Here is a 20,977-nt window from a genome sequence, read left to right on the forward strand (position 1 = left end):
TGCGGCCAGGGCCACGCCCCATGCAGAATGGCGGCAAAACTACCTGCCCCCGACATGGAAACGCCAGACCGCCTGCTGCGAAGCTTTCTGCGTATCGCCTCGCTGAAATCGCTGTCCAAGGCTGCGGATGACCTGAACCAGACCCAATCCGGCGTCAGCAAGCAACTGGCCGCGCTCGAAGCCCACCTTGGCAAGGCCTTGTTTACGCGAACGGGGCGTGGCGTTGCCCTGACGGAAGCGGGGCAAAAGCTGCAGGAAGCGATCGAAGCGCCCTATCGCGCCATCGATCACGCCGTGGACATGATCCGCGACGCGCATGGCAGTACCGAGGGAACGGTAAGGCTGGCCCTGGTCCACACCGTCAGCTACTACTTTATCGGCGATGTGGTGGCGAGTTTCGTCAGTGCGCATCCCGGGGTCAACCTGTCGATGATGGGGCGCAGTTCGCCGGAGGTCGTGGCCCTGGTGGAAAGCGGCAAGGCGGATCTGGGCGTGGCCTACGATACCGCGGTGGACACCGCCTCGCTGGCGGTTTATCCGCTCTTCGACGATACGATGTGCCTGGTGGAGCAGGGCAGCATTGCCCCGGCTGCGGACGATCCCGGCGTCGACCTGCGCGGCCGCGACCTTCGCCTGGTTACCTTCCCGCATGGCTATGCGCTGCGACGGATGCTCGATAGCGCGGGCCTGAAGGGCGCTTATGTGGCGGAGGCGGAAACGGTGGATGCCATGCTCAAGCTGGTTTCCGCCGGAGTAGGGTCATGCATCCTGCCGAGCCGCCTGCCAGACAAGCTGCTGGCCGAGTATGGCCTGTGCAAGGTGAAGATCCATGCACCGCTGTTGAAACGGCGCATGGTGGCGGTGGCGCATCCCGAGCGCCAGCCTTTTCCGCTGGCCGCGGCCTTGCTCTCCTGTGCGCTCCAGGTTGCCAAGGCGCTGGACACTTGAAGGCATGACATAGCTGCTATGAAGCCGGCTCCGTAGCTCGCCCGAACCCCCCATCCCATACTGGATCCCGATCCTTTCGACCTCTCGTCGCAGGGAAAACCCGGAGAAAACCAGTATGAACGCCCCCCTGAGAGACAAGTCGTATTTCGACCAGCGAGCGTCCAGCGACATGGCGAAGCATCTGCCGAGCCAGTCGCGCACCACGCAGGAAACCATGGCCTATGCCTGCCGGATCCTGGCCATGACGGAGCAGGAGGCCGGCCTGGCGGGCCAGATCAGTGTCCGGTCCGAACGTCCGGGCGCTTACTGGACGCTGCGTTTCGGGCTCGGCTTCGACGAAGCGACGCCGGCGGACTTTATCGAGGTCGACCGCGATCTCAACACGCTCAGCGGCGGCGGCATGGCCAACCCGGCGACGCGTTTCCACCTGTGGGTCTACGACGCCCGGCCCGACGTCAACGCCATCATCCATACCCATTCGCCGTGGGCGAGCGCCCTCGCTGCCGCGCGCCAGCCCCTGGTGATCGCGCAGATGGACATGACTCCCCTGCACAACGACTGCGCGTTCCTCGGCGACTGGCCGGGGGTGCCGATTGCAGACCAGGAGGGCGTGATCATCTCGGAAGCGCTGGGCGACAAGCGCGCGATCATCCTTGCGCACCACGGCTACCTGACCGCGGGCAGGACTTGTGAAGAGGCCACCTACCTGTCCGTCTATCTCGAGCGCGCTGCCCGCATGCAGATCCGCGCCCAGGCATTCGGCCCGCTCACGCCGGTCGATGACGACCTGGCCAGGGAGGCTCACGACTACCTGCTGAAGCCGTCCATCGTCAACTCCACGTTCGCGTACTGGGCCCGCCAGACGCACGGCATCGCGCCGTACCGCAAACCGTGACGCGCCGGCAGCACGCATCAGACAGACAAGGAGACAAGACGATGACCCCGCAACAAGGCACGCGTTCGCGCCGCCACTACATCACGGCCGGCCTGGCCAGCATGATGGGCACGACGATCGAATGGTATGACTTCTTCCTCTACGGCACCGCCGCGGCGCTGATCTTCAACAAGATCTTCTTTCCCTCGTTCGATCCGCTGACCGGGACCCTGGCGGCCTTCGCCACCTACTCGGTCGGCTTCTTCGCGCGCCCGCTGGGTGGCATCGTCTTTGGCCATTTCGGCGACCGGGTCGGACGCAAGTCCATGCTGCTGATCACGCTGTTCATGATGGGCATCCCGACTATCCTCATCGGCCTGATCCCGTCCTATGACAGCATCGGCTACTGGGCCGCCGTGGCGCTCGTGCTGCTGCGTTTCCTGCAGGGCGTTGCCGTCGGGGGCGAGTGGGGCGGCGCGGTGCTGATGGCTGTCGAGCACGCACCCGAAGGCAAGAAGGGCTTCTTTGGCAGCCTGCCGCAGGCGGGGGTGGCACCGGGCCTGATCCTGTCCTCGCTGGCGATGAGCATGGTCGCGACCCTGCCGGAGCAGGACATGCTGACGTGGGGATGGCGCGTGCCGTTCCTGGCGAGCGTGGTGCTGCTGGCGGTAGGCTGGTTCATCCGTGCGCAAGTGAGCGAATCCCCGGACTTCGAGCAGATGAAAAAGTCTGGCGACAAGGTCGAGATGCCGGCCCTGGTGGTGTTGCGCCGCTATCCGCGCCAGGTCCTGACCGTGGTCGGTGGCCGGCTGGCGGAAGTCACGTGGTTCTACACCGTGGTGACCTTTGCCCTGGCCTACGCCACGGGCACGCTGGGCATAGCCAAGACCGTGATGCTCGATGCCACGGTGTGGGGCGCCGCGGTCGCGATGTTCACCATGCCGCTGTTCGGCATCCTGGGCGACCGCTTCAGCTTCAAGTGGGTATTCATGGCCGGTACCGTGGGGATCCTGGTCTTTGCGCCGCAGTTCTTCGCGCTGCTGCAAACGCTCGATGCGGGCAATGTCACGATGGCCATGGCGATTGCGATCGGTCTCGTCTACGCCTGCCTGTACGGACCTGAAGGCAGCCTGTTCTCCGCCCAGTTTCCGCCCGAGGTCCGCTATAGCGGCATCTCGATCGCGGTGCAGGTGTCCGGTGCGATCGGCGGGGGCCTGGCGCCCATCGTGGCCACGTCGCTGTTGAATCACGGCGGCGGCGACCCCTCATATATCGTCTGGTACCTGGGCGCGCTCAGCGTGATCGCCTTTGTCAGTACGGCACTGATGCGCGACGTGAACGGGGCCCGGCACGCGGTCCCGCTGGCAAAGGGGGAGCGGGTATGAACGCCGGTGCGCATATCGACTACTACTTCTGGCTCAATTCCGACTGGGCGTACCTGGGCGCCGACAGGCTGGATGCCCTGGCACGCCGCACGGGGGTGGAAATCCGGCACAAGCCCGTCGATCTTCCCGAGGTGTATGCGCGCACGGGAGGCGTGCTGCTGGGGCAGCGTTCAGCGCAGCGGCAGCGCTATCGGATTGTCGAGCTGGAACGATGGTGCAGGAAGCTGGGGATCCACGTGAACCCCACGCCCAGGTACATGTGTCCGGACGCGGAGCTCGCCTCTCGTATCGTGATCGCTGCCGATGAGCTGGGCTTGCCCGTGCTTGCGCTGTACAAGGCAATCCTGCGCGCCGAATGGTGCGAGGACCTGGACATCTCTGCCGAGCCGACGCTGCAAGCCATCCTTGCACGCCTCGGCCTGGATGGCAGCGGCGTCATGGAGCTGGCGCGCGCCAGGGAAACCGGGATGCGCTACCGGCGCTACACCGACGAGGCCGTCGGCGCAGGCGTGTTCGGATCGCCGGCCTATGTGTTCGAAGGCGAATTGTTCTGGGGGCAGGACCGCCTCGACATGCTCGAGGAGGCGATCCGGGCACGCAGGCCCGCGCGGACCGGATAAGCGGCCAGGCGGCCACCCGGCCCGCGCGCGACCTTTACGCGTTTGGCGGCCCGGCGACCTGCAGCACCAGTTTGCTCGCCGCCTTGGCTGACCGGACCAGCTCGAGCGCGTGACCGGCCTGTTCCAGCGGCAGGCATTGAATGCGCGGTGGCCGCAAGCGCCCGCTGTGCAGCAGCGCGGCGATTTCGCCCAGGCGCGCGCCGCTTGGCATCTTGCTGAACGCCACCGCGCTGCGCACGCCGCGGCGCGCGGCCTCGGCGGGATCGGGGCCGTGGTCGCCGCTGACCAGCGTCAGGATGGCGACGAGGATGCCACCGGGCCGCAGCAGGTCCAGCCCCATCGGCAGGGTGCCGCATCCCACCGCATCGAGGACCAGGTCGACGCCGGCCGGCGCCCAGGCCCGCACGGCGCGACCGATATCGCTTGCGCGGTAGTCGATGGTCAGGTCGCAGCCGAGCGCCAGCAGCGCGTCGCGGCGGGCCGCGCTGCAGGTGGCGGCGACGGTGGCGCCGGCGGCCCTCGCCATTTGCACGGCGAACGTGCCGACCGCTCCCGCGCCGCCGTGCACCAGCACGGTCTGGCCCGGGCGCAGTCCGCCGTCGTCGAACAGTCCGGTCCAGGCCGCCAGTGCCGGCGTCGGCACCGCCGCGGCCTCGGCGAATCCCACGTTGTCGGGAATCGGCACCACGCAATCCTGGCCGACGGCAACGTATTCCGCGTACGATCCCCATTGGCCGGCGCCGACCCCGGTTTGCGCGAACACGCGCTGTCCGCGCACGAAGCCCGTGACGCCGGCGCCGACCGCGGCCACCACGCCGCTGGCATCGAAGCCGAGCACGAAGGGAAAGCTGGCCTGCATGAAGGCGCTCAGAAAACCCTCGCGGCACTTCCAGTCCGCGGGATTCACGCCGGCGCAGGCGACGCGGATAAGCACTTCGCCGGCGGCCGGCTCCGGCCTTGCGACCTCGCCAAGCCGGATCACATCGGACCCGCCGTGACGGTCGATCAGGACCGCGCGCATGTTCTGTTCCATGACGCTTACCTCGCCGGCAGTTCGGGCTGGCCCAGCGCCGGATGCGCCCAGGCCGGGATCACGGGCGGCGGCAGCACGCCTTTGCCGTCGAGCGCGCGGACCTGCAGTCCCTGCGCAAGCGGGAAGTGCAGGCTATGCGCGATCTGGCCGGTGTGCCGTCGTGCCGGCACGCTGCATAGCGCCAGCGCGGTTTCCACCAGGTATTCCACGGGCTCGGTGGGATAGCCCTCCGGGATATAGCGCTCGCTGCCCGGCGTGCGGATCGCGGTGCTTGGGGCCACGGAGTTGACGGCGATACCGTCGGCCTCCAGTTCCGCGGCCAGGCCTTCGGTGAACCGGTTGATGGCCGCCTTGACGGCAGCGTAGGCGGTGACGCCGCCGGCGCGGTCAAAGTCCTGGTAGGGGCGTGCCGGCGACAGCGCCGTGACCGAGCCCAGGTTCAGGATCCAGCCCGCGCCGCGCGCGCGCAGCAGCGGTATCGCGGCGCGGCTCAGCACGAACGGGATGCGCAGGTAGTGGTCCACCGTCCGCTCGAAGGTATCCAGCGGCATCGCCTCGATGGGGCTGTATTCGGCCAGGCCGGCATTGTTGACCAGGATGTCCAGGCCCCCCGCCGCCGCGGCGGCCCGCGACACAAGATGGTCGCGCTGCGCGGGATCCTCCAGGTCCGCCGCCAGCGCCATGGCGCGGCCGCCTTGCTGGCTGATCAGCGCAACGGTCTCGGCCAGCGTACCAGGATCTTCCGCGCAGCTGCCGATGCGCCGTGCGCTGGCCACCACCAGCGCGCCTTCCGCCGCGAAGCGCTGCGCAATGGCGCGGCCGATGCCGCGGCTGGCGCCGGTCACCAGTGCGATCTTTCCTGTCAGTTTTCCGTGTGCGGTCATGGTGCGGTTTCCTCGTCAGGGTTGTGGCTGGCAATCAGGCTGCTCGCGAGCGGGCAGAAGGCATGGGAGATCGCCTCGACCGTCCATTCCGGAAACTCCGGGTCGAACCAGCGGTCGACCCGTCCCCAATGGAACGGGTGCATCAGGTATTCGCCCAGCAGATCGCCGGTGCCGGCGAATTCCTGCTGCCAGACATGGGTCCATGTGCCCGGCGACAACACGCGGGCCAGCCGCCAGTTGCGGATGCCGGGCATGTACGCCGGCATCCGCAGCAGATCGTGCTCCAGCGCGTGTACCTGCCAGGGCGGCGCGTCAGGGCGGACCCGGAACATCAGCGTGCGCCAGACGCCATCGCGCAGTAGCGGGGCACGCATGCCGCCCGCGATCGCGCGATAGGCGACGTGATCGAGCGTTGCGATGCCGTCCAGCGCCGCGGCGAGGCCGGCGGCATCGGCCTGCGCGCCGGACGAGCCGGTGTTGAATTGCAGGTCGAGCGTGTAGTCGCCGGCGCCCCAGCTTCCCGTCAGGTTGCGGCCGAGCGCCACCCGGTGCAGGCCCGGCAGCCTTTCAACACGGTCGAGCAGGGCTGGTCCCGGGTCAGGCATCCCGTCGCGAATGCCGGTGTGCAAGCGCAGTTGCGCAGTCTCAAGGCGCATCGCAATGCTCCTTCGGCTGCGGCAGCTCGGGTGTCGCTGCGGCCATCACATGGCGGCGGCGGGATTGGCACAGGGAGCCCACCGTCGACCAGAAGGCAAGGGCGGGACCGTCAATGCCCGCGCGCAGGGCGTAATAGGCGGGCGCATCCGGCACTTGCCATAGCAGCCACAGCGTATTGGGCGCATCTTGCAGCGCCACGGGTGGCGAGATCCAGCGATGCAGCAGCGTCAGGCCCCTCGCGGCGCTGCCAGGCAGGTAGCGGGATTCCAGCAGGTCAAGCACCGCGGGCAGGTGGCCCGGCGCGAGCACGATTTCATCGAGTATGTGGATCATGGCGGTGTGGCGTCCTCTCATGGGTTGTCCCGTATAGGCATGGCGCTGCGCGCATGGCAACCTCCATGGCCGCCGGGACGATTATGGAAGGCCCGTTGGCCGCGCACCCCTACCCGGACGATCAATCACCGCTACCGAAGCAATCACGACCAGCGCCCATGAACGCCCACATCCCGGGGAATCCCGTCCCCGCTCCGCACGGCATGGTGCAGCGCTTGCTGGATGAGCTGAAACGGCAGGGCGTCGAGGTACCGGCTGCCGGCACAGAACCGCCGCGGCCCGCACAGTTCACCGCGCTCTATCGCGCCGCGATCGAGCGGCTGGAAGCGCTGGTCGCCAAAGGCGACGGCCACCCGCCCATGTGCAAGCAGGAAGTGGATTTGCTGTGCCGCTGCGCGTTGAGCTGCCAGACGCTGCGCGAGGCGATCCACTGCGCGGCCGATTTCTGCGCGATGCTGTATCCGCGCGCCGGCGCGCTGAGCCTGGGCGAGCGCGCGGGCCAGGCGGTTTTTCAGATGGATTCGCTGCGACGGGTGAAATCCTCGGCGGCCTGCCTGGTCGACCTGACCGGACTCTTCTTTTATCTGCTGCTGTTCGGCTGGCTGGTGGGCCAGCCGATACGCCCGACCCGTGTCAGCCTGGCGCATCCGCGGCGCGAGGACGCCTTGCCGTTCCTCGGCCTGTTCCATGCGCCGGTGACGTCAGGCAACCCGGCCTACGGCTTCGAGTTCGACCGGGCCTTGCTCGACCGTCCGGTGGTGCGCCAGGCGGCGGAGCTTCAGGCTTTCCTGAAGGACCTGCCTTACCGGCTGGTCGGGGCGCCGGTTGAAGTGGTGTCGCTGAGCCAGCAAGTGCGCGGCACGCTGCACGCGGCGCTGGTGCATGGCGCGCGGCTGCCGACGCTGGCCGAGCTGGCAGTGCGCTTCGATGTCAGCGAACCGACGCTGCGCCGCAGGCTCGCGGCGGACGGCAGCAGCTATCGGCAATTGCGCGAGCACAGCCTGCAGGAATACGCCGAGCAATGCTTGCGGACCACCCGCTGGAGCGTCGGCAGGATCGCCGAGCAGCTTGGCTTTGCCAGCGAGGAAGCCTTTCGCCGCGCCTTCCAGCGCTGGACCGGGCATGCGCCAACGCAGTTCAGGCGCGCCAGCCAGGGCAAAGCCACAGGGTAAGCCCACGACACTGCGGTAATTCGTGCATGGCCCGGGCGGCAATATATGCAAAGCCGGCCGGCATGGCGGCACGCACCGCTCGCCGGATGCAACGTGGTGAAGCCGGGCAAGCCTGATGGCATGACGCTTGCTGCCTTTGTTCCATTCCCCCAGGGAACATGAACCGGCGGAGGCGCCCATGGCACTGGAAGACCCGCTTGCTCCGCCGGCATCCGAGGCCGGCGCGCTGCAACAGATCCCTACCACGCTGCACATCAACGGCATCACCCACGAGCTGCTGCTGGCGCCGTGGGTAATCCTGCTTGACCTGCTGCGCGAGCAACTGCAACTCACCGGCACCAAGAAGGGCTGCGACCACGGCCAATGCGGCGCCTGCACGGTGCTGGTCGGCGGCAGGCGCATCAAGTCGTGCCTGTGCCTGGCCGTGTCCTATGACGGCGCCGACATCACCACCGTGGAGGGGCTGGCCGATCGCGACACGGGCGCGCTGCATCCGCTGCAGCAGGCCTTTATCGACCACGACGCGTTCCAGTGCGGCTATTGCACGCCGGGACAGCTGTGCTCGGCCGTGGGCCTGCTGAACGAGCATCCGCCGGCAAGCCGGCAGGAGATCCGCGAGCGCATGAGCGGCAACCTGTGCCGCTGCGGCGCGTATGCGCAGATCGTCGAGGCGATCGCCGAAGTCGCCGGGCTGGCGGACCGCGACCAGGAGCCATCATGAACCCGTTCCGGTATGAGCGCGCGGCCACGGTGGAAGCGGCGCTGCAGTCGATCGCCGCGGCGCAGCGGGACGCCGGCGTGCAAAGCCTTGGCGACGACCACGCGCCGCACTTCCTGGCGTCCGGCACCAACCTGATCGACCTGGTGAAAGGCGGCATGATGCATCCGGCCGCGCTGGTCGATGTCAGGCAACTGCCGCTGCGGATGATCGAGGCCACGGCGGATGGCGGGCTCAGGCTCGGCGCGCTGGCCAGCAACGCCGATACCGCGCAACACCCGCTGGTGCGCGCGCAGTATCCGTTGCTGCGCGCGGCGATCCTGGCCGGGGCCTCGGCGCAGATCCGCAATATGGCGACCAACGGCGGCAACCTGCTGCAGCGCACGCGCTGCTATTACTTCTACGATCCGGGCGTGCCCTGCAACAAGCGCGAGCCCGGCAGCGGCTGCCCGGCGGCGACCGGGCTGGCGCGCCAGCATGCCATCCTAGGCGCGAGCGAGCATTGCGTTGCTACTCACCCATCGGATATGTGCGTGGCGCTGGCGGCGCTGGACGCGGTGGTGCACGTGGCGTCGGCCAGCGGGCGCCGCGAGATTCCGTTTCATGAATTCCATCGCCTGCCGGAGGATCGGCCGCACATCGACACCACGCTGCGCCCTGATGAACTGATTACCCACATCGTGCTGCCGCCCGCCGCCGAGTTTGCGCGCCATGCCTGTTACCTGAAGATCCGCGAGCGCGCGTCGTTTGCGTTCGCGCTGGTGTCGGTGGCCGCCGCGCTGGACCTCGCCGGCGATGGCACCGTGCGCGCCGCGCGGCTGGCGCTGGGTGGCGTGGCCCACAAGCCGTGGCGCGATACCGAGGCCGAGGCGCACCTGCAGGGACGGCCCGCCACGGCCGAGCACTTTGCCTCCGTGGCCCGCTTTCTGCTGCGCGATGCGCGCGCCTGGGGCGGCCCGGCCGTGCCCGAGAGCCTGCCCGGCAACAGCTTCAAGATTGCGCTGGCCGAGCGCGCGATCGTGCGCGCGCTGGAAATGGCGGTTGCCGGCCTGCTGAGCAATACCGGCGAAGACGCCTTCAGCGAGGAGGAGCAGCCATGAACGATCCGATCCCGCAATGTACGCCGCGCGCACGGCCCGGCACGGGTCCGGTCGGCATCGGCACGCCGGTCCCGCGCCTCGATGGCGTGGCCAAGGTCACCGGCACGGCGCGCTATGCCGCCGAGCATCCGGCCTTCGACCTCGCGCACGGAGTGGTGGTGAACAGCACCATCGCGCGCGGCCGCATCGTGTCGATCGATTGCAGCGCGGCGCTGGCGGTGCCGGGCGTGCTCGAGGTGCTGACGCATGAGCGCCGCCCGCGCGTGCGTTCGCTCGACCTGTTCTACAAGGACATGGTCGCGCCCGCCGGTTCGCCGTTCAAGCCGCTGCACGACGCGCGCATCTGGTATAGCGGCCAGCCGGTCGCGCTGGTGGTGGCCGAGACCTTCGAGGCGGCGCGCCATGCCGCCACGCTGGTGCGCGTGCGCTACCAGGCGTGGCAGCACGAGACCAGCCTGCTGGACCACCTGGGCCGCGCCGGCAAGCCGATGCGCTTCAAGGCGGGATATTCCGGCCCGCCCAGGGCGCGCGGCGACGCCGACGCCGCCTTCGCGCGCGCGCCTTTTCACGTCGACGCGGAGTTCTACAGCGGCGTGGAGCACCACAACCCGATGGAGATGCACGCCACCACGGTGATCCGCGGCGGCGACGGCCACCTGACCATCTACGACAAGACCCAGGGCTCGCAGAATTCGCGCTGGATGGTGTCGCGGGTGTTCGGGCTGCCCAAGCGCAAGGTCACGGTACGCAATGAATACGTGGGCGGCGCCTTCGGCTCGGGGCTGCGGCCGCAGTACCAGCTGATCCTGGCGGTGATGGCAGCGCTGGCGCTGGAGCGCTCGGTGCGCGTGGTGCTGACGCGGCCGCAGATGTTCACGTTCTGCCACCGGCCCGAGACCTGGCAACGCGTGCGGCTGGGTGCCGACGCCGATGGCAGGCTGGTGAGCCTGATCCATGAAGCCGTGGCCGAGACCTCGCGCATGGAGCACTACGTCGAAGTGGTGGTCAACTGGTCCACCCAGCTCTATGCGTCCGAGCACAGCCGGCAGGACTACAAGGTGGTCGACCTCGACCAGCCCACGCCGGCCGACATGCGCGCGCCGGGCGCCGCGCACGGCGTGCATGCGATCGAGGTGGCGATGGATGAGTTGTCCTATGCGGTGGGGATGGACCCGCTGGCGCTGCGGCTCAAAAACTACGCCGAGCGCGACGGCGCCAGCGGCCTGCCGTTCTCGAGCAAGGCCCTGCGCGAATGCTACGCGCAGGGCGCGCAACGGTTCGGCTGGGCCGGCCGGCCGCCGCAGCCTCGTTCGATGCGCGATGGCCACGAGCTGATCGGCTGGGGCATGGCCAGCGGCACCTGGGACGCGCTGCAGATGTTCAGCCGCGCCCGCGCGGTATTCCGCGCCGACGGCCGGCTCGAGGTCGCCAGCGCCGCCAGCGATATCGGCACCGGCACGCTGACGGTGATGAGCCAGATCGCCGCCGCGTCGCTGGGCCTGCCGCTGGAGCAGGTGACGTTCGTGCTGGGCGATTCGGACCTGCCGGTGGCGCCCGTCGAAGGCGGCTCGGCGCATGTGGCCACGGTCGGCACGGCGGTCGACGGCGTGTGCGACAAGCTGCGCCGGATGCTGTGGCACATGGCGCGGCGCATGCAGGGTGCCGGCTTCGAGCGGGCGCGCTACGAGGACCTGGTGTTCGAGCACGGCCGGGTCAGCCTGCGCCCCAGCCCCGGCGTGTCGTTGCCGCTGACCGGCATCCTGGCAGCGGCCCGGCGCGAGCAGATCGAGGCATCGTTCCTGCAATTGCCCAACCTGTTCAAGCAGAAGCAATACACGCGCGCCGCGCACTCGGCGGTGTTCTGCGAAGTGCGCGTGGACGAGGCGCTGGGCACCGTGCGCGTGACGCGCGTGGTCAGCGCGGTGGCGGCGGGCCGCATCATCAACCCGAAGACCGCGCGCAGCCAGATCCTGGGCGGCATGGTGTGGGGCATCGGCCAGGCGCTGCACGAGGAAACGCACAGCGACCATGCGCTCGGCCGCTTCATGAACCGCAATATTGCGGAGTACCACATCGCCTCGCACGCCGATATCCAGGACCTGGACGTGATCTTCGTCGACGAGGACGACCGCGTGGTCAGCAGCCTGGGCGCCAAGGGTGTGGGCGAAATCGGGCTGGTGGGGGTCGCTGCCGCGATCAGCAATGCGATCTATCACGCCACCGGCAGGCGGCTGCGCAGCACGCCGATGACGCCGGACAAGGTCATGGCCCGCTGATCCGGCCGGCCGCCGTCAACGCCGCTGCGCCAGCCAGATCCCGGCCGCGATCGCGGCCAGCCCGACACCGTGGTACCAGCGCGGCCAGTCGCCCAGCAGCACCGTCGACAGCAGCGCGGCGAAGACCGGCGTCAGCGTGATGAAGAATACCGGCAGCTGCGCGCCCGCGCGCGCGATGGCGCGGTCCCAGGCAAAGTAGGCCAGCAGCGACGGGATGGTCGCGACATAGAGCAGGATGCCCGCGACCTTGCCGTTCCATTGCAGCGGCTGCTCCAGCGTCAGCAGTTCCCATGCCGTCACCGGCGCGCTGGCCAGCACGCCGGTGACGATCTGCGCGAACAGCAGCACCGGCAGGGGCAGCGCGGGACGCTGCTTGCGCAGCAGCCAGGTGTAGGCGCTCCACGCGATGGTGGCCGCCAGCATGTACAGGTCGCCCGGCACCAGGTCCAGTTGCGCCAGCCGCGCCAGTTCGCCGCGCACCAGCACGAAGGTCACGCCGACCATGCACAGCAGCGCGCCGGCGACATGCCAGGGCCGGATCCGTTCGCCGAAGCACAGCGCGCCGATCACGATCAGAAACAGCGGCGTGGACGCGCCGATCAGCGTCACGTTGATCGGCGTCGAGCTGGTCAGCGCCAGGTACTGCAGCGCGTTATAGCTGGCAATCGACAGGATGCCCATGGCGGTGATCACGCCCGCGTGCCGGCGCAGCACCGCGCGGTGCTCGACCACGCCGCGCCACGCAAACGGTGCCAGCAGCATGCCGGCCAGCACCCAGCGCGCCCAGTTCAGCGTGACCGGCGGCACCGTGCCGGCGGCAAGCCGGCCCACGATGGCGTTGCCGGCCCAGCTCAGCGGCGGAAAGGTCAGCAGGAACAGGGTGGTCCAGTCGAGGCGTCGGGGGCTGGGGCTGCTGGCGGACATGGGGCGAGGTCGATGGGTGGATGGCGCATTATCCGCGATGGCGATGCTTCAGGTGCCGCTACGCGGCGCGGGCACTCACCGGCCGGAACGCGCGGCGCGCGCCAGCGGCAGCGTCGCCAGGCGCCCGGTGACGACCTCGCGGATGGCCGGCGGTGCGTCGAGTTCGTCCAGCAGGCGCGGCCAGCGGGCATGCGCCAGCGCCACCGCTTCCCTGACCGCGGCGGTGGCGATGCGGCGCGGCACGCCGGCTTGCTCGGCAATCGCCTCGTACACGGCCAGGGTTTCCTCGCGCTGCAGCCGGTCGATGGCAACGTTCTGGCCGTACGAGGCGAAGCCGGGCAGCGCCGCCACGCAGACGATGTCGTACGCCGGCGACAGCACCGGCAGCACGCCGTTGGGGTAGATCACCGAGAAGTTCTTCAGGTGCGCGTCGCTGTTGCCGATCAGCGTATTGACCGCCTGGCGCAGGAAGAACTGCCGCACATGCTCGACCCCGCCCGGGCTCAGGCGGTACAGCGTGGCAACCAGCTGCACGTAGCCGTCGATGCTGGCGTACTTGCGGGCCGGCATCCGGCCCAGCATCTGGCAGCCGTCCTCGGCATGGACGCGCCCGGACGGGGTGCGGTCGAAGCGGTCGACGGCAAGGTAGTGCAGGTCCTCGCCCAGGGCCTCGGCCAGTCCTTCCACCGCGATGGTCGACATGGGCAGCACGCGCGTGGCCGCGACATGCACGCCGGCGGCGGCGGCGAGCTGCATCGAGACCGATTCGTTGAACACCTGCGCGTCGTCGTTCCTGGCCGGCAGCTTGGCGATGATGTCGGACAGCTTGCCGTGGCTCGGCAGCGTGTAGCGCTTGCCGTCCTGCACCGTCGACAGGGCCAGCTTGTTCTGCACCCCGGACACCGACGCGGCCCCCTGCGTGGCGCCCTCGACCACGGCGATCTCCAGGTTGTCGGCGCCGCCGGTCACGCCATAGGCGCGGGCATAGGCGGGCAGGGCGCCGATGTCCGCCGGCCGCACCACCACGGCTCCGGGCAGGTCGTTGCCGGCCGAGGCCAGGATGCCGAAGTCGTCCTTGTCTTCGGGGTGGCTGCGGGTGGCTTCCAGCCGCTTGCGCAACTCGCCTTCGGGCAGCAGCCCGGCAAAGTAGGGCGGCAGTTCATGGCCGGTGTTGTAGACCGCGGGATGGAAGGGGTTGTCCAGCACCTCGGCGGTGGCGCGGCGGCCGGCTTCGGTCGGCACCGTGATCGACAGGCTCAGCGTGGGGCGGTCGGTGTCGCCGCGGAATTCATCGCCCGGCACGAAGCGGACATTGCCGCCGGCCTCGCACAGGTAGCCGCACAGCCGGTCATATAGCCGGACCTCCAGGAAACGGGGATGCAGGGCGTAGCTCATTCCTGGTCCAGGAAGATGTCGAGCGCGGCGCGGGCGCCGCGGTCGGGGCCGCTGCCCTTGCCCTCCAGCACCTGGCGGACTTCGGCGAGGCGTTCGTTGGGCACCAGGACCCACTGCGCGTCGAGCGCGGCGGCCAGCGCGTCCAGCGTGGAAGCGCGGCTGTCCTTCTTTCCGAGCAGGATGGCCGACAGGTTTTGCGCCGCCATGCCGAGGATCCGGCCGAGCTCGCCCAGGCTCTTGCCCCGGGCTTCCCGCAACTCGCGGCATTGGGAGATTAATGACATGGCATTAGTCAATGGTAAAAATCATGCTTTGGAATGATACCTTTCTTGACAAGCCTCGTGCTTATCATTCGATAGAAGCTTTTTTCACAAAATATCATTCTATGGAATGATAGTGCATGGCAGCCTCCGTAGCCAAAGGCCGGCGGGCGCGAGAGGGCCGGCGCGTTGTCGAGACGCTGCGCAGTGCCGCTGCCTCCACCTCCTTGCGTTACCCCTTGCCTTGTCACCGATACTGTATAAATATACAGTTATTGTAAATATCCTAAATCCTCGCCTGCCGGCGAGCGACGCTAACTTCACATGACTGCGCCATTGCACGCAGCCTCGCCAAGGGCGGCGGAGGGTCTGCCTTTCCCTGCGCCGGCGGCGTCAGGGCCTGCCTGGCCTGCCGCGGCCGAGCGCCAGCAGGCGCTGTCGGCGCTTGAGCAGCGCTATCCCGGGTTGTGGCGGGCCGGCCAGCTGGGCCGCGCCGGCGGGGCCGCGGTGTGCCCGACCGGGTATGACGCGTTGTCGGCGGAATTGCCCGGCGGCGGCTGGCCGGCCGGCGGCCTGACCGAACTGCTGACCACGCAGGGCGGCGCGGGGGAAATGCGCCTGCTGCTGCCGGCCCTGCGCACCCTGGCCGGGGCAGGGCGGCGCATTGCGCTGGTGGCGCCGCCTTACCTGCCCAATGCGATGGGGCTGGCCGCGGCCGGGCTGCCGGCGCGGCAGTGTTACTGGGTGCGTGCTCCGGCCGAAGCGGCCAGGGCCGCGCAGCAGGCCGACATGCTGTGGGCCGCCGAACAGGTGCTGCGCAGCCAGGCCTTTGGCGGCGTGCTGGTGTGGCTGCCCGCGGCGCGCCCCGAGGCGCTGCGGCGGCTGCAGGTGCTGGCGCAGGCCGGCGACGCGGTGGCATGGGCACTGCGCCCTGCCGCGGCGCTGCGCGAGTCGTCGCCCGCGGTGCTGCGGCTGCTGCTGGCGCCGCTGCCCGGCAACATGCTGTCGATCACCTTCCACAAGCGCCGCGGGCCGGTGCGGGACACGCCGCTGCTGCTGCGCCTGGACGGCATGGCGGCGGCCACGCGCGCGGCCGCCTGGCCGGCCCCGGCAGGGGCAACTGCGGGGGCGCCGCCCGGGCCCGAACCGCTGGCGCAGTCTTCTCAGCTTTCTTCCGATGCCGTACTGGATCGCGGTGCACCTGCCGCGCCTGCCCCTGGACGCCCTGCAGCCCAACTGGCCTGAGCCGGCGCCCGCCGCGAGCGTGTCCGCCGCCACCCTGCACCATGCGCTGCCGGTGGCGGTGATGGCGCGCGAGCAGGTGGTGCTGGCCAATGGCCCGGCCATGCAGCTGGGCGTGCGCTATGGCATGCGCCGCGGCGGCGTGCAGGCCCTGTCGGCCGATATCGTGCAGCTGGAGCGCGACCCGGCCGCCGAAGCCGCGCTGATGGAAGCGGCGGCGCTGGCGCTGCTGCGTTTCACGCCGGGCGTGACCGTCGACGAGGAGCCGGAGTCGGCCACGCTGATGCTCGATGTCAGCGCCAGCCTGCGCCTGTTCGGCGGCCATCGCGCGCTGTGCCGCGCGGTGCGTGCCTGCGTGCGCCAGCTGGGCACCGTGGCCCAGGTGGGTTGCGGCCCGACCGCGCACGGTGCCGCATGGCTGGCGCGCCAGCCGCTGCGGCGCACGCGGCGCGGCGTGGTGCGGCCCGGCCGCCGGGCGGTGGGCATGGCGCGCCTGCACCGGCTGCTCGACCGCCTGCCGGTGGAGGCGCTGCACACGCTGGCCGATCCGGCCTGGCTGGACGGCATCGGCTGCCGCACGCTGGGCGAGGTGCGGCGCCTGCCGCGCGCGGGCCTGACGCGCCGGCTGGGCCCGGCGCTGCTGGCGCGGCTGGACCAGGCCTATGGCGAGGCGCCGGCGCGCTTCGTCTGGTTTGTGGCGCCGCCCGCGTTTGCGCAGCGCATGGACCTGCCGGGCCGGATCGAATCCGTCGAAGCCGTGCTGGCCGGCGCGCAGCGGCTGCTGCTGGCGCTGGCGGGCTGGCTGGCAGCGCAGCAGGCCGGCGTCACGCGCTGCGTGCTGGTGCTGGAGCATGAGCGCTACCGGCGCGGCGCGGCGACCGAAGGCACCCCGGTGCCCCTGGGCCTGGCCCAGCCCAGCCGCGATCCCGCGCACCTGTCGCGGCTGCTGCGCGAAAAGCTCGACAAGCTCAGCTTCCATGCTCCCGTGACCGGCCTGGCGCTGCGCGTGGAGGCCATGGCCGCGTGCGTGCCGCAAAGCGAGGCGCTGTTCCCCGAGCCCGGCGGCACGCCGGAAGACCTGGGCCGCCTGCTCGACACGCTGATGGCGCGGCTGGGCCGCGACAACGTGCTGCAGCCGCGGCCGCTGGCCGACCACCGGCCCGAGCGCGCCAACCGCTGGAGCCCGGTCGACGAGCCCGGCGGCAAGCCCGCCAGCCTGCCGGCGCCGCAGCCGGAGCGCCCGCTGTGGCTGCTGCCGCAGCCGCTGCCGCTGCCGGTGCAGCGCCACCGGCCCTGCCACGGCGGCCCGCTGGCGCTGCTGAGCCGGCCCGAGCGCATCGAGGCCGGCTGGTGGGACGGGGCCCTGGCCACGCGCGACTACTTTATCGCCGAGCGCGCCGACGGCCTGCGCTGCTGGATCTTCCGCGAGCGTCCGGGCCATGCCGCGCAGGACGATGGCGGCGAGTACCGCTGGTTCCTGCATGGGTTGTTCGCATGAGCGCGCCGCCTTTGCCCACCTCGCTGTCCGCCTCGTTGCCGGGTTTGCTGCCGGCGTTGCCGGATTACGTGGAGCTGCACTGCATCTCCAACTTCACCTTCCTGAGCGGGGCCTCGCACCCGGGCGAGCTGATCGAGCGCGCCTTCGGCCTGGGCTACAGCGGGCTGGCGCTGACCGATGAATGCTCGGTGGCCGGCACCGCGCGCGCGCACGATGCCATCGAGACCCTGCGCAAGCGCCTGCACGACGCGGTGGCGCGCAGCGCGGCACGGGGCGCCGAGGGTGTCGATGAGGGTGCCGATGATGGCATCGATGAACCGCTGCTCGACGACGCCGAAGCCTTCGGCAGCGGCGACGACGATCCCGGCTTCCACGCCAGCCGTCACCGGCGCCTGCAGGCGCTGGCCCGCGCCGCCGATGCCTTCTCGCTGCTGATCGGCAGCCGCTTCAGCCTGACCCCGGCCGCTGGCCCGGAGCAGGCGCCGCTGCGGCTGGTGCTGATCGCGCAGCATCGCGAGGGCTTCGGCAACCTGAGCGAGCTGATCACGCTGGGCCGCCGGCGCGCGCAGAAGGGCAGCTACCGGCTGCATCCAGAAGACCTCGCCGCGCCGGCCGGCGACGTCGCCCACCTGCGCGGCATGCCCGGCTGCGTGGCGCTGCTGCTGCCCGACTATTGCGCCGAGCCTGAGCAACTGCTGGAGCAGGCCGAGTGGTGCCGCGCAGTGTTCGGCGAACGTGCCTGGATCGCGCTGGAACAGTTGCAGGGCCACGCCGATGCCTTGCACCGCGCGCGCCTGGAAGCGGTATCGGCGCAGACCGGCGTGCCGCTGGCCGCGGCCGGCGCGGTCACCATGCATGTGCGCTCGCGCAAGCCGCTGTCCGACGTGCTGACCGCGATCCGGCTGGGCCAGCCGCTGGCCGAATGCGGCATGGCGCTGGCGCCCAATGCCGAGCAGCACCTGCGCATGCGCCAGGTGCTGTCGCGCCTGTACCCGCGCGAGGCGCTGGCGCAGACGCTCAAGATTGCCGAGACCTGCGATTTCTCGCTGGGCACGCTGCGTTACGAGTACCCCGAGGAACTGGTGCCGCCCGGCGAGACCCCGATCTCCTATCTGCGCAAGGAAGTCGAGCGTGGCAAGGGCGAGCGCTTTCCCAACGGCCTCAAGCTGGAGTGGGAGGCGCAGTTGAAAGAAGAGCTCGAACTGATCGAGGAAAAGCACTACGAGCCGTTCTTCCTCACGGTGCACGACATCGTGCGCTTTGCGCGCTCGCGCGGCATCCTGTGCCAGGGGCGCGGCTCCGCCGCCAATTCGCTGGTGTGCTTCTGCCTGTATGTGACCGAGGTCAGCCCCGAGCAGGCCAACCTGCTGTTCGGCCGCTTCCTGTCGCGCGAGCGCGATGAGCCGCCCGATATCGACGTGGATTTCGAGCACCAGCGGCGCGAAGAGGTGATCCAGTACATCTACGACAAATACGGCCGCCACCGCGCCGCGCTGGCGGCGTCGCTGATCACCTACCGTTCGCGCAGCGCCCTGCGCGACGTGGGGCGCGCGCTGGGCATCGACGCCAGCGTGGTCGAGCAGGTGGTGAAGGGCCAGGCATGGTGGGACGGCGGCCCGGGCTTTGTCGACAAGATCGCCCGCTACGGGCTCGATCCCGAGTCCCCGGCGGTGCAGCAGTGGGCCAGCCTGACCGCGCAGCTGCGCGGCTTTCCGCGCCACCTGTCGCAGCACGTGGGCGGTTTCGTGATCGCGCGGCACAAGCTGTCGCGGCTGGTACCGATCGAGAACGCGGCCATGGCCGACCGCAGCGTGATCCAGTGGGACAAGGACGACCTGGAGTCGCTGGGCCTGCTCAAGGTCGACGTGCTGGCGCTGGGCATGCTGTCGGCGATCCGGCGCGCGCTGGAGATGATCCCCAACCCCAGCCTTGATCCGGCGCGAGCTGGGCTGCCGGCGCGCATGGAGGACATCCCGAAGGAGGACAAGCCGACCTACGACATGATCTGCAAGGCCGACACCATCGGCGTGTTCCAGATCGAGTCGCGCGCGCAGCAATCGATGCTGCCGCGGCTGCAGCCGCGCGAGTACTACGACCTGGTGGTGGAAGTGGCCATCGTGCGGCCCGGCCCGATCCAGGGCGGCATGGTCCATCCGTACCTGAAGCGGCGCGAGGCCTTCCGCCGCACGCGCAAGCCGCCGGTCTACTTCAACCAGGTGATCGAGAAAGTGCTGGGCCGCACCCTGGGCGTGCCGATCTTCCAGGAGCAAGTGATGCAGCTGGCCATCGACGCGGCGGGTTTTTCGCCCGGGCAGGCCGACCAGTTGCGCCGCTCGATGGCGGCGTGGCGGCGGCGCGGCGACCTGCGCAAATACCAGGACGCGCTGGTGCGCGCGCTTACCGGCAAGGGCTATCCGGAATCCTTCGCGCTGGCGATCTGCAAGCAGATCGAGGGGTTTGGCGAGTACGGCTTCCCGGAAAGCCATGCGGCCAGCTTCGCCAAGCTGGTGTACGTGAGTTCGTGGCTCAAGTGCCACCACCCGGCGGCCTTCCTGTGCGCGCTGCTCAACAGCCAGCCGATGGGGTTCTATTCGCCTTCGCAGCTGGTGCAGGACGCGCGCCGCCATGATGTGCAGGTGCTGCCGGTGGATGTCACCATCAGCCGCTGGGACAGCACGCTGGAACCGGCACCGGAGTCCGATGCTGTCAACGCGGCCCGCATGCGGCAGGATCGGCCGCCGCATCCGCGCGTGCGCCTGGGCCTGGGCCGGGTCAAGGGCATGCGCGAAGCCGCCGCGCTGCGCATCGAGGCCGCGCGGGCGCAGCGTGCCTTCGACAGCGTCGAAGACCTGGCCCTGCGCGCCGGCCTGGACCGCCACGACATCGACGTGCTGGCCGCCGCCGACGCGCTGGCGCCGCTCGCCGGCAACCGCCGCCAGGCCCGCTGGCAGGCGCGCGCCGCGGCCGCGCATGCCGCGCACCGCGACCTGCTGTATGAAGCGCCGCCCGCCGAAGCCGCGCTGGCGCTGCCCCCGCCACGCCTGGGCGAAGACGTGACCGCGGACTATGCCAGCCTGGGCCTGTCGCTCAAGTCGCACCCGCTGGCGCTGCTGCGGCACAAGCTGGCGGCGATGCGCTTTGTCACTGCCAGCCAGCTCGAACGCTGCGCCAACGGCCGCCGCGTGCGCGCCTGCGGCATCGTCACCGTGCGCCAGCGCCCGTCCACCGCCAGCGGCACCATCTTCGCCACCATCGAGGACGAGACCGGCAGCATCAACCTGATCCTGTGGCCAGACCTGGTCGAGCGCCAGCGCAAGGAGGTGCTGGGGGCCACGCTGCTGGGCGTGGTCGGCACCTGGCAGCGCCAGGGCGACGTGCGCCACCTGGTGGCCAAGGAACTGGTGGACCTGAGTCCGATGCTGGGACGGTTGATGGTGGGAAGCCGGGATTTTCATTGACGTGCTGCCGGTGCGGGCCTTGGCGCTGAACCGCGCATTCGCCAAGCCTCGGCGCGGCGTCCTTTGTTGTTCACGCAACTGTCATGAAGCGCGGTTAAGGTAGCGTCCGTCCACCACGGACGACAGAGGGCGCTGCGCCCGGCCCGCGCCACCTACATCGGCGCTGCCGGCGCGTGCGCCCCGCCAGCCTCACCGGGCTG

At 69.8% G+C, this 20,977-nt stretch carries 18 protein-coding genes; 11 read left to right on the forward strand and 7 right to left on the reverse strand.

The window, feature by feature from the left end:
* Window positions 1–54: 54 nt before the first annotated feature.
* From FHX60_RS07370 to FHX60_RS07385, 4 genes are all read left to right on the forward strand, one after another.
* Window positions 55–948 (forward strand): LysR family transcriptional regulator, encoded by an 894-nt coding sequence (locus FHX60_RS07370; RefSeq protein WP_183282941.1) that lies wholly within the window; start codon window positions 55–57, stop codon window positions 946–948.
* A gap of 115 nt (window positions 949–1,063) precedes the next feature.
* On the forward strand, window positions 1,064–1,843 hold the full coding sequence (locus FHX60_RS07375; protein WP_112775101.1) for an aldolase: 780 nt from the start codon (window positions 1,064–1,066) through the stop codon (window positions 1,841–1,843).
* Window positions 1,844–1,884: 41 nt separating this feature from the next.
* The gene (locus FHX60_RS07380; RefSeq protein ID WP_183282942.1) at window positions 1,885–3,207 is read left to right on the forward strand and encodes an MFS transporter; all 1,323 of its coding nucleotides are present in this window, start codon (window positions 1,885–1,887) and stop codon (window positions 3,205–3,207) included.
* Entirely contained in the window at window positions 3,204–3,827 is a 624-nt protein-coding gene (locus FHX60_RS07385) for a 2-hydroxychromene-2-carboxylate isomerase (protein WP_183282943.1), read from the forward strand. Before FHX60_RS07380 ends, FHX60_RS07385 begins: the two co-directional genes overlap by 4 nt.
* 34 nt (window positions 3,828–3,861) lie before the next feature.
* Here FHX60_RS07385 and FHX60_RS07390 read toward each other — a convergent pair whose 3' ends face one another.
* Genes FHX60_RS07390 through FHX60_RS07405 form a run of 4 tightly spaced genes read right to left on the reverse strand, consistent with a single transcriptional unit; the run spans window position 3,862 to window position 6,734 of the window.
* Window positions 3,862–4,860: an NADP-dependent oxidoreductase gene (locus FHX60_RS07390; RefSeq protein ID WP_260163664.1), complete on the reverse strand. Its 999-nt coding sequence runs from the start codon at window positions 4,858–4,860 to the stop codon at window positions 3,862–3,864.
* Between the two features lie 5 nt (window positions 4,861–4,865).
* A complete protein-coding gene (locus tag FHX60_RS07395; protein WP_183282944.1) occupies window positions 4,866–5,744 on the reverse strand; it encodes an SDR family NAD(P)-dependent oxidoreductase in 879 nt (292 codons plus the stop codon).
* On the reverse strand, window positions 5,741–6,400 hold the full coding sequence (locus tag FHX60_RS07400) for a Dabb family protein (RefSeq protein ID WP_183282945.1): 660 nt from the start codon (window positions 6,398–6,400) through the stop codon (window positions 5,741–5,743). The genes FHX60_RS07395 and FHX60_RS07400 overlap by 4 nt, the downstream gene beginning before the upstream one ends.
* Entirely contained in the window at window positions 6,390–6,734 is a 345-nt protein-coding gene (locus FHX60_RS07405) for a hypothetical protein (protein WP_183283413.1), read from the reverse strand. Before FHX60_RS07405 ends, FHX60_RS07400 begins: the two co-directional genes overlap by 11 nt.
* Before the next feature lie 203 nt (window positions 6,735–6,937).
* Here FHX60_RS07405 and FHX60_RS07410 point away from each other — a divergent pair, with 203 nt between their 5' ends.
* The 4 genes from FHX60_RS07410 to FHX60_RS07425 all read left to right on the forward strand — a co-directional run bounded on the left by FHX60_RS07410 (window position 6,938) and on the right by FHX60_RS07425 (window position 12,000).
* Complete coding sequence (locus tag FHX60_RS07410) at window positions 6,938–7,906, forward strand: AraC family transcriptional regulator (protein ID WP_112775107.1); 969 nt, start codon at window positions 6,938–6,940, stop codon at window positions 7,904–7,906.
* A gap of 178 nt (window positions 7,907–8,084) precedes the next feature.
* Window positions 8,085–8,627, forward strand: coding sequence for a (2Fe-2S)-binding protein (locus tag FHX60_RS07415; protein ID WP_112775108.1), 543 nt, complete (start codon window positions 8,085–8,087; stop codon window positions 8,625–8,627).
* Window positions 8,624–9,724: an FAD binding domain-containing protein gene (locus tag FHX60_RS07420; protein ID WP_183282946.1), complete on the forward strand. Its 1,101-nt coding sequence runs from the start codon at window positions 8,624–8,626 to the stop codon at window positions 9,722–9,724. The genes FHX60_RS07415 and FHX60_RS07420 overlap by 4 nt, the downstream gene beginning before the upstream one ends.
* Window positions 9,721–12,000, forward strand: a complete 2,280-nt coding sequence (locus FHX60_RS07425) for a xanthine dehydrogenase family protein molybdopterin-binding subunit (RefSeq protein WP_183282947.1) — start codon at window positions 9,721–9,723, stop codon at window positions 11,998–12,000. Before FHX60_RS07420 ends, FHX60_RS07425 begins: the two co-directional genes overlap by 4 nt.
* 15 nt (window positions 12,001–12,015) lie before the next feature.
* Here FHX60_RS07425 and FHX60_RS07430 read toward each other — a convergent pair whose 3' ends face one another.
* The 3 genes from FHX60_RS07430 to FHX60_RS07440 form a co-directional block, all read right to left on the reverse strand.
* The gene (locus FHX60_RS07430; protein ID WP_183282948.1) at window positions 12,016–12,924 is read right to left on the reverse strand and encodes a DMT family transporter; all 909 of its coding nucleotides are present in this window, start codon (window positions 12,922–12,924) and stop codon (window positions 12,016–12,018) included.
* 75 nt (window positions 12,925–12,999) lie between these two features.
* Window positions 13,000–14,319, reverse strand: a complete 1,320-nt coding sequence (locus FHX60_RS07435; RefSeq protein ID WP_183282949.1) for a type II toxin-antitoxin system HipA family toxin — start codon at window positions 14,317–14,319, stop codon at window positions 13,000–13,002.
* Window positions 14,316–14,603 (reverse strand): helix-turn-helix domain-containing protein, encoded by a 288-nt coding sequence (locus tag FHX60_RS07440; RefSeq protein WP_181486995.1) that lies wholly within the window; start codon window positions 14,601–14,603, stop codon window positions 14,316–14,318. Before FHX60_RS07440 ends, FHX60_RS07435 begins: the two co-directional genes overlap by 4 nt.
* A gap of 300 nt (window positions 14,604–14,903) precedes the next feature.
* Between FHX60_RS07440 and imuA the strand changes: the two genes are divergently transcribed.
* Genes imuA through FHX60_RS07455 form a run of 3 tightly spaced genes read left to right on the forward strand, consistent with a single transcriptional unit; the run spans window position 14,904 to window position 20,777 of the window.
* The gene (imuA, locus tag FHX60_RS07445) at window positions 14,904–15,824 is read left to right on the forward strand and encodes a translesion DNA synthesis-associated protein ImuA (protein WP_183282950.1); all 921 of its coding nucleotides are present in this window, start codon (window positions 14,904–14,906) and stop codon (window positions 15,822–15,824) included.
* Window positions 15,757–17,319 carry a Y-family DNA polymerase gene (locus FHX60_RS07450; RefSeq protein ID WP_183282951.1) on the forward strand — a complete coding sequence of 521 codons (1,563 nt, stop codon included), beginning with the start codon at window positions 15,757–15,759 and terminating at the stop codon, window positions 17,317–17,319. Before imuA ends, FHX60_RS07450 begins: the two co-directional genes overlap by 68 nt.
* Window positions 17,316–20,777 carry an error-prone DNA polymerase gene (locus FHX60_RS07455; protein ID WP_183282952.1) on the forward strand — a complete coding sequence of 1,154 codons (3,462 nt, stop codon included), beginning with the start codon at window positions 17,316–17,318 and terminating at the stop codon, window positions 20,775–20,777. The genes FHX60_RS07450 and FHX60_RS07455 overlap by 4 nt, the downstream gene beginning before the upstream one ends.
* The last annotated feature ends 200 nt before the right edge of the window (window positions 20,778–20,977 follow it).

Origin of the sequence: Cupriavidus alkaliphilus, from assembly GCF_014191175.1 — a bacterium.
Classification (GTDB): domain Bacteria; phylum Pseudomonadota; class Gammaproteobacteria; order Burkholderiales; family Burkholderiaceae; genus Cupriavidus; species Cupriavidus alkaliphilus.

Bases quoted from the DNA above. Each gene is read 5' to 3' on its own strand.
- FHX60_RS07370 (WP_183282941.1), top strand. From the start codon at position 55: ATGGAAACGCCAGACCGCCTGCTGCGAAGCTTTCTGCGTATCGCCTCG.
- FHX60_RS07375 (WP_112775101.1), top strand. From the start codon at position 1,064: ATGAACGCCCCCCTGAGAGACAAGTCGTATTTCGACCAGCGAGCGTCC.
- FHX60_RS07380 (WP_183282942.1), top strand. From the start codon at position 1,885: ATGACCCCGCAACAAGGCACGCGTTCGCGCCGCCACTACATCACGGCC.
- FHX60_RS07385 (WP_183282943.1), top strand. From the start codon at position 3,204: ATGAACGCCGGTGCGCATATCGACTACTACTTCTGGCTCAATTCCGAC.
- FHX60_RS07390 (WP_260163664.1), bottom strand. From the start codon at position 4,860: ATGGAACAGAACATGCGCGCGGTCCTGATCGACCGTCACGGCGGGTCC.
- FHX60_RS07395 (WP_183282944.1), bottom strand. From the start codon at position 5,744: ATGACCGCACACGGAAAACTGACAGGAAAGATCGCACTGGTGACCGGC.
- FHX60_RS07400 (WP_183282945.1), bottom strand. From the start codon at position 6,400: ATGCGCCTTGAGACTGCGCAACTGCGCTTGCACACCGGCATTCGCGAC.
- FHX60_RS07405 (WP_183283413.1), bottom strand. From the start codon at position 6,734: ATGATCCACATACTCGATGAAATCGTGCTCGCGCCGGGCCACCTGCCC.
- FHX60_RS07410 (WP_112775107.1), top strand. From the start codon at position 6,938: ATGGTGCAGCGCTTGCTGGATGAGCTGAAACGGCAGGGCGTCGAGGTA.
- FHX60_RS07415 (WP_112775108.1), top strand. From the start codon at position 8,085: ATGGCACTGGAAGACCCGCTTGCTCCGCCGGCATCCGAGGCCGGCGCG.
- FHX60_RS07420 (WP_183282946.1), top strand. From the start codon at position 8,624: ATGAACCCGTTCCGGTATGAGCGCGCGGCCACGGTGGAAGCGGCGCTG.
- FHX60_RS07425 (WP_183282947.1), top strand. From the start codon at position 9,721: ATGAACGATCCGATCCCGCAATGTACGCCGCGCGCACGGCCCGGCACG.
- FHX60_RS07430 (WP_183282948.1), bottom strand. From the start codon at position 12,924: ATGTCCGCCAGCAGCCCCAGCCCCCGACGCCTCGACTGGACCACCCTG.
- FHX60_RS07435 (WP_183282949.1), bottom strand. From the start codon at position 14,319: ATGAGCTACGCCCTGCATCCCCGTTTCCTGGAGGTCCGGCTATATGAC.
- FHX60_RS07440 (WP_181486995.1), bottom strand. From the start codon at position 14,603: ATGTCATTAATCTCCCAATGCCGCGAGTTGCGGGAAGCCCGGGGCAAG.
- imuA (WP_183282950.1), top strand. From the start codon at position 14,904: ATGACTGCGCCATTGCACGCAGCCTCGCCAAGGGCGGCGGAGGGTCTG.
- FHX60_RS07450 (WP_183282951.1), top strand. From the start codon at position 15,757: ATGCCGTACTGGATCGCGGTGCACCTGCCGCGCCTGCCCCTGGACGCC.
- FHX60_RS07455 (WP_183282952.1), top strand. From the start codon at position 17,316: ATGAGCGCGCCGCCTTTGCCCACCTCGCTGTCCGCCTCGTTGCCGGGT.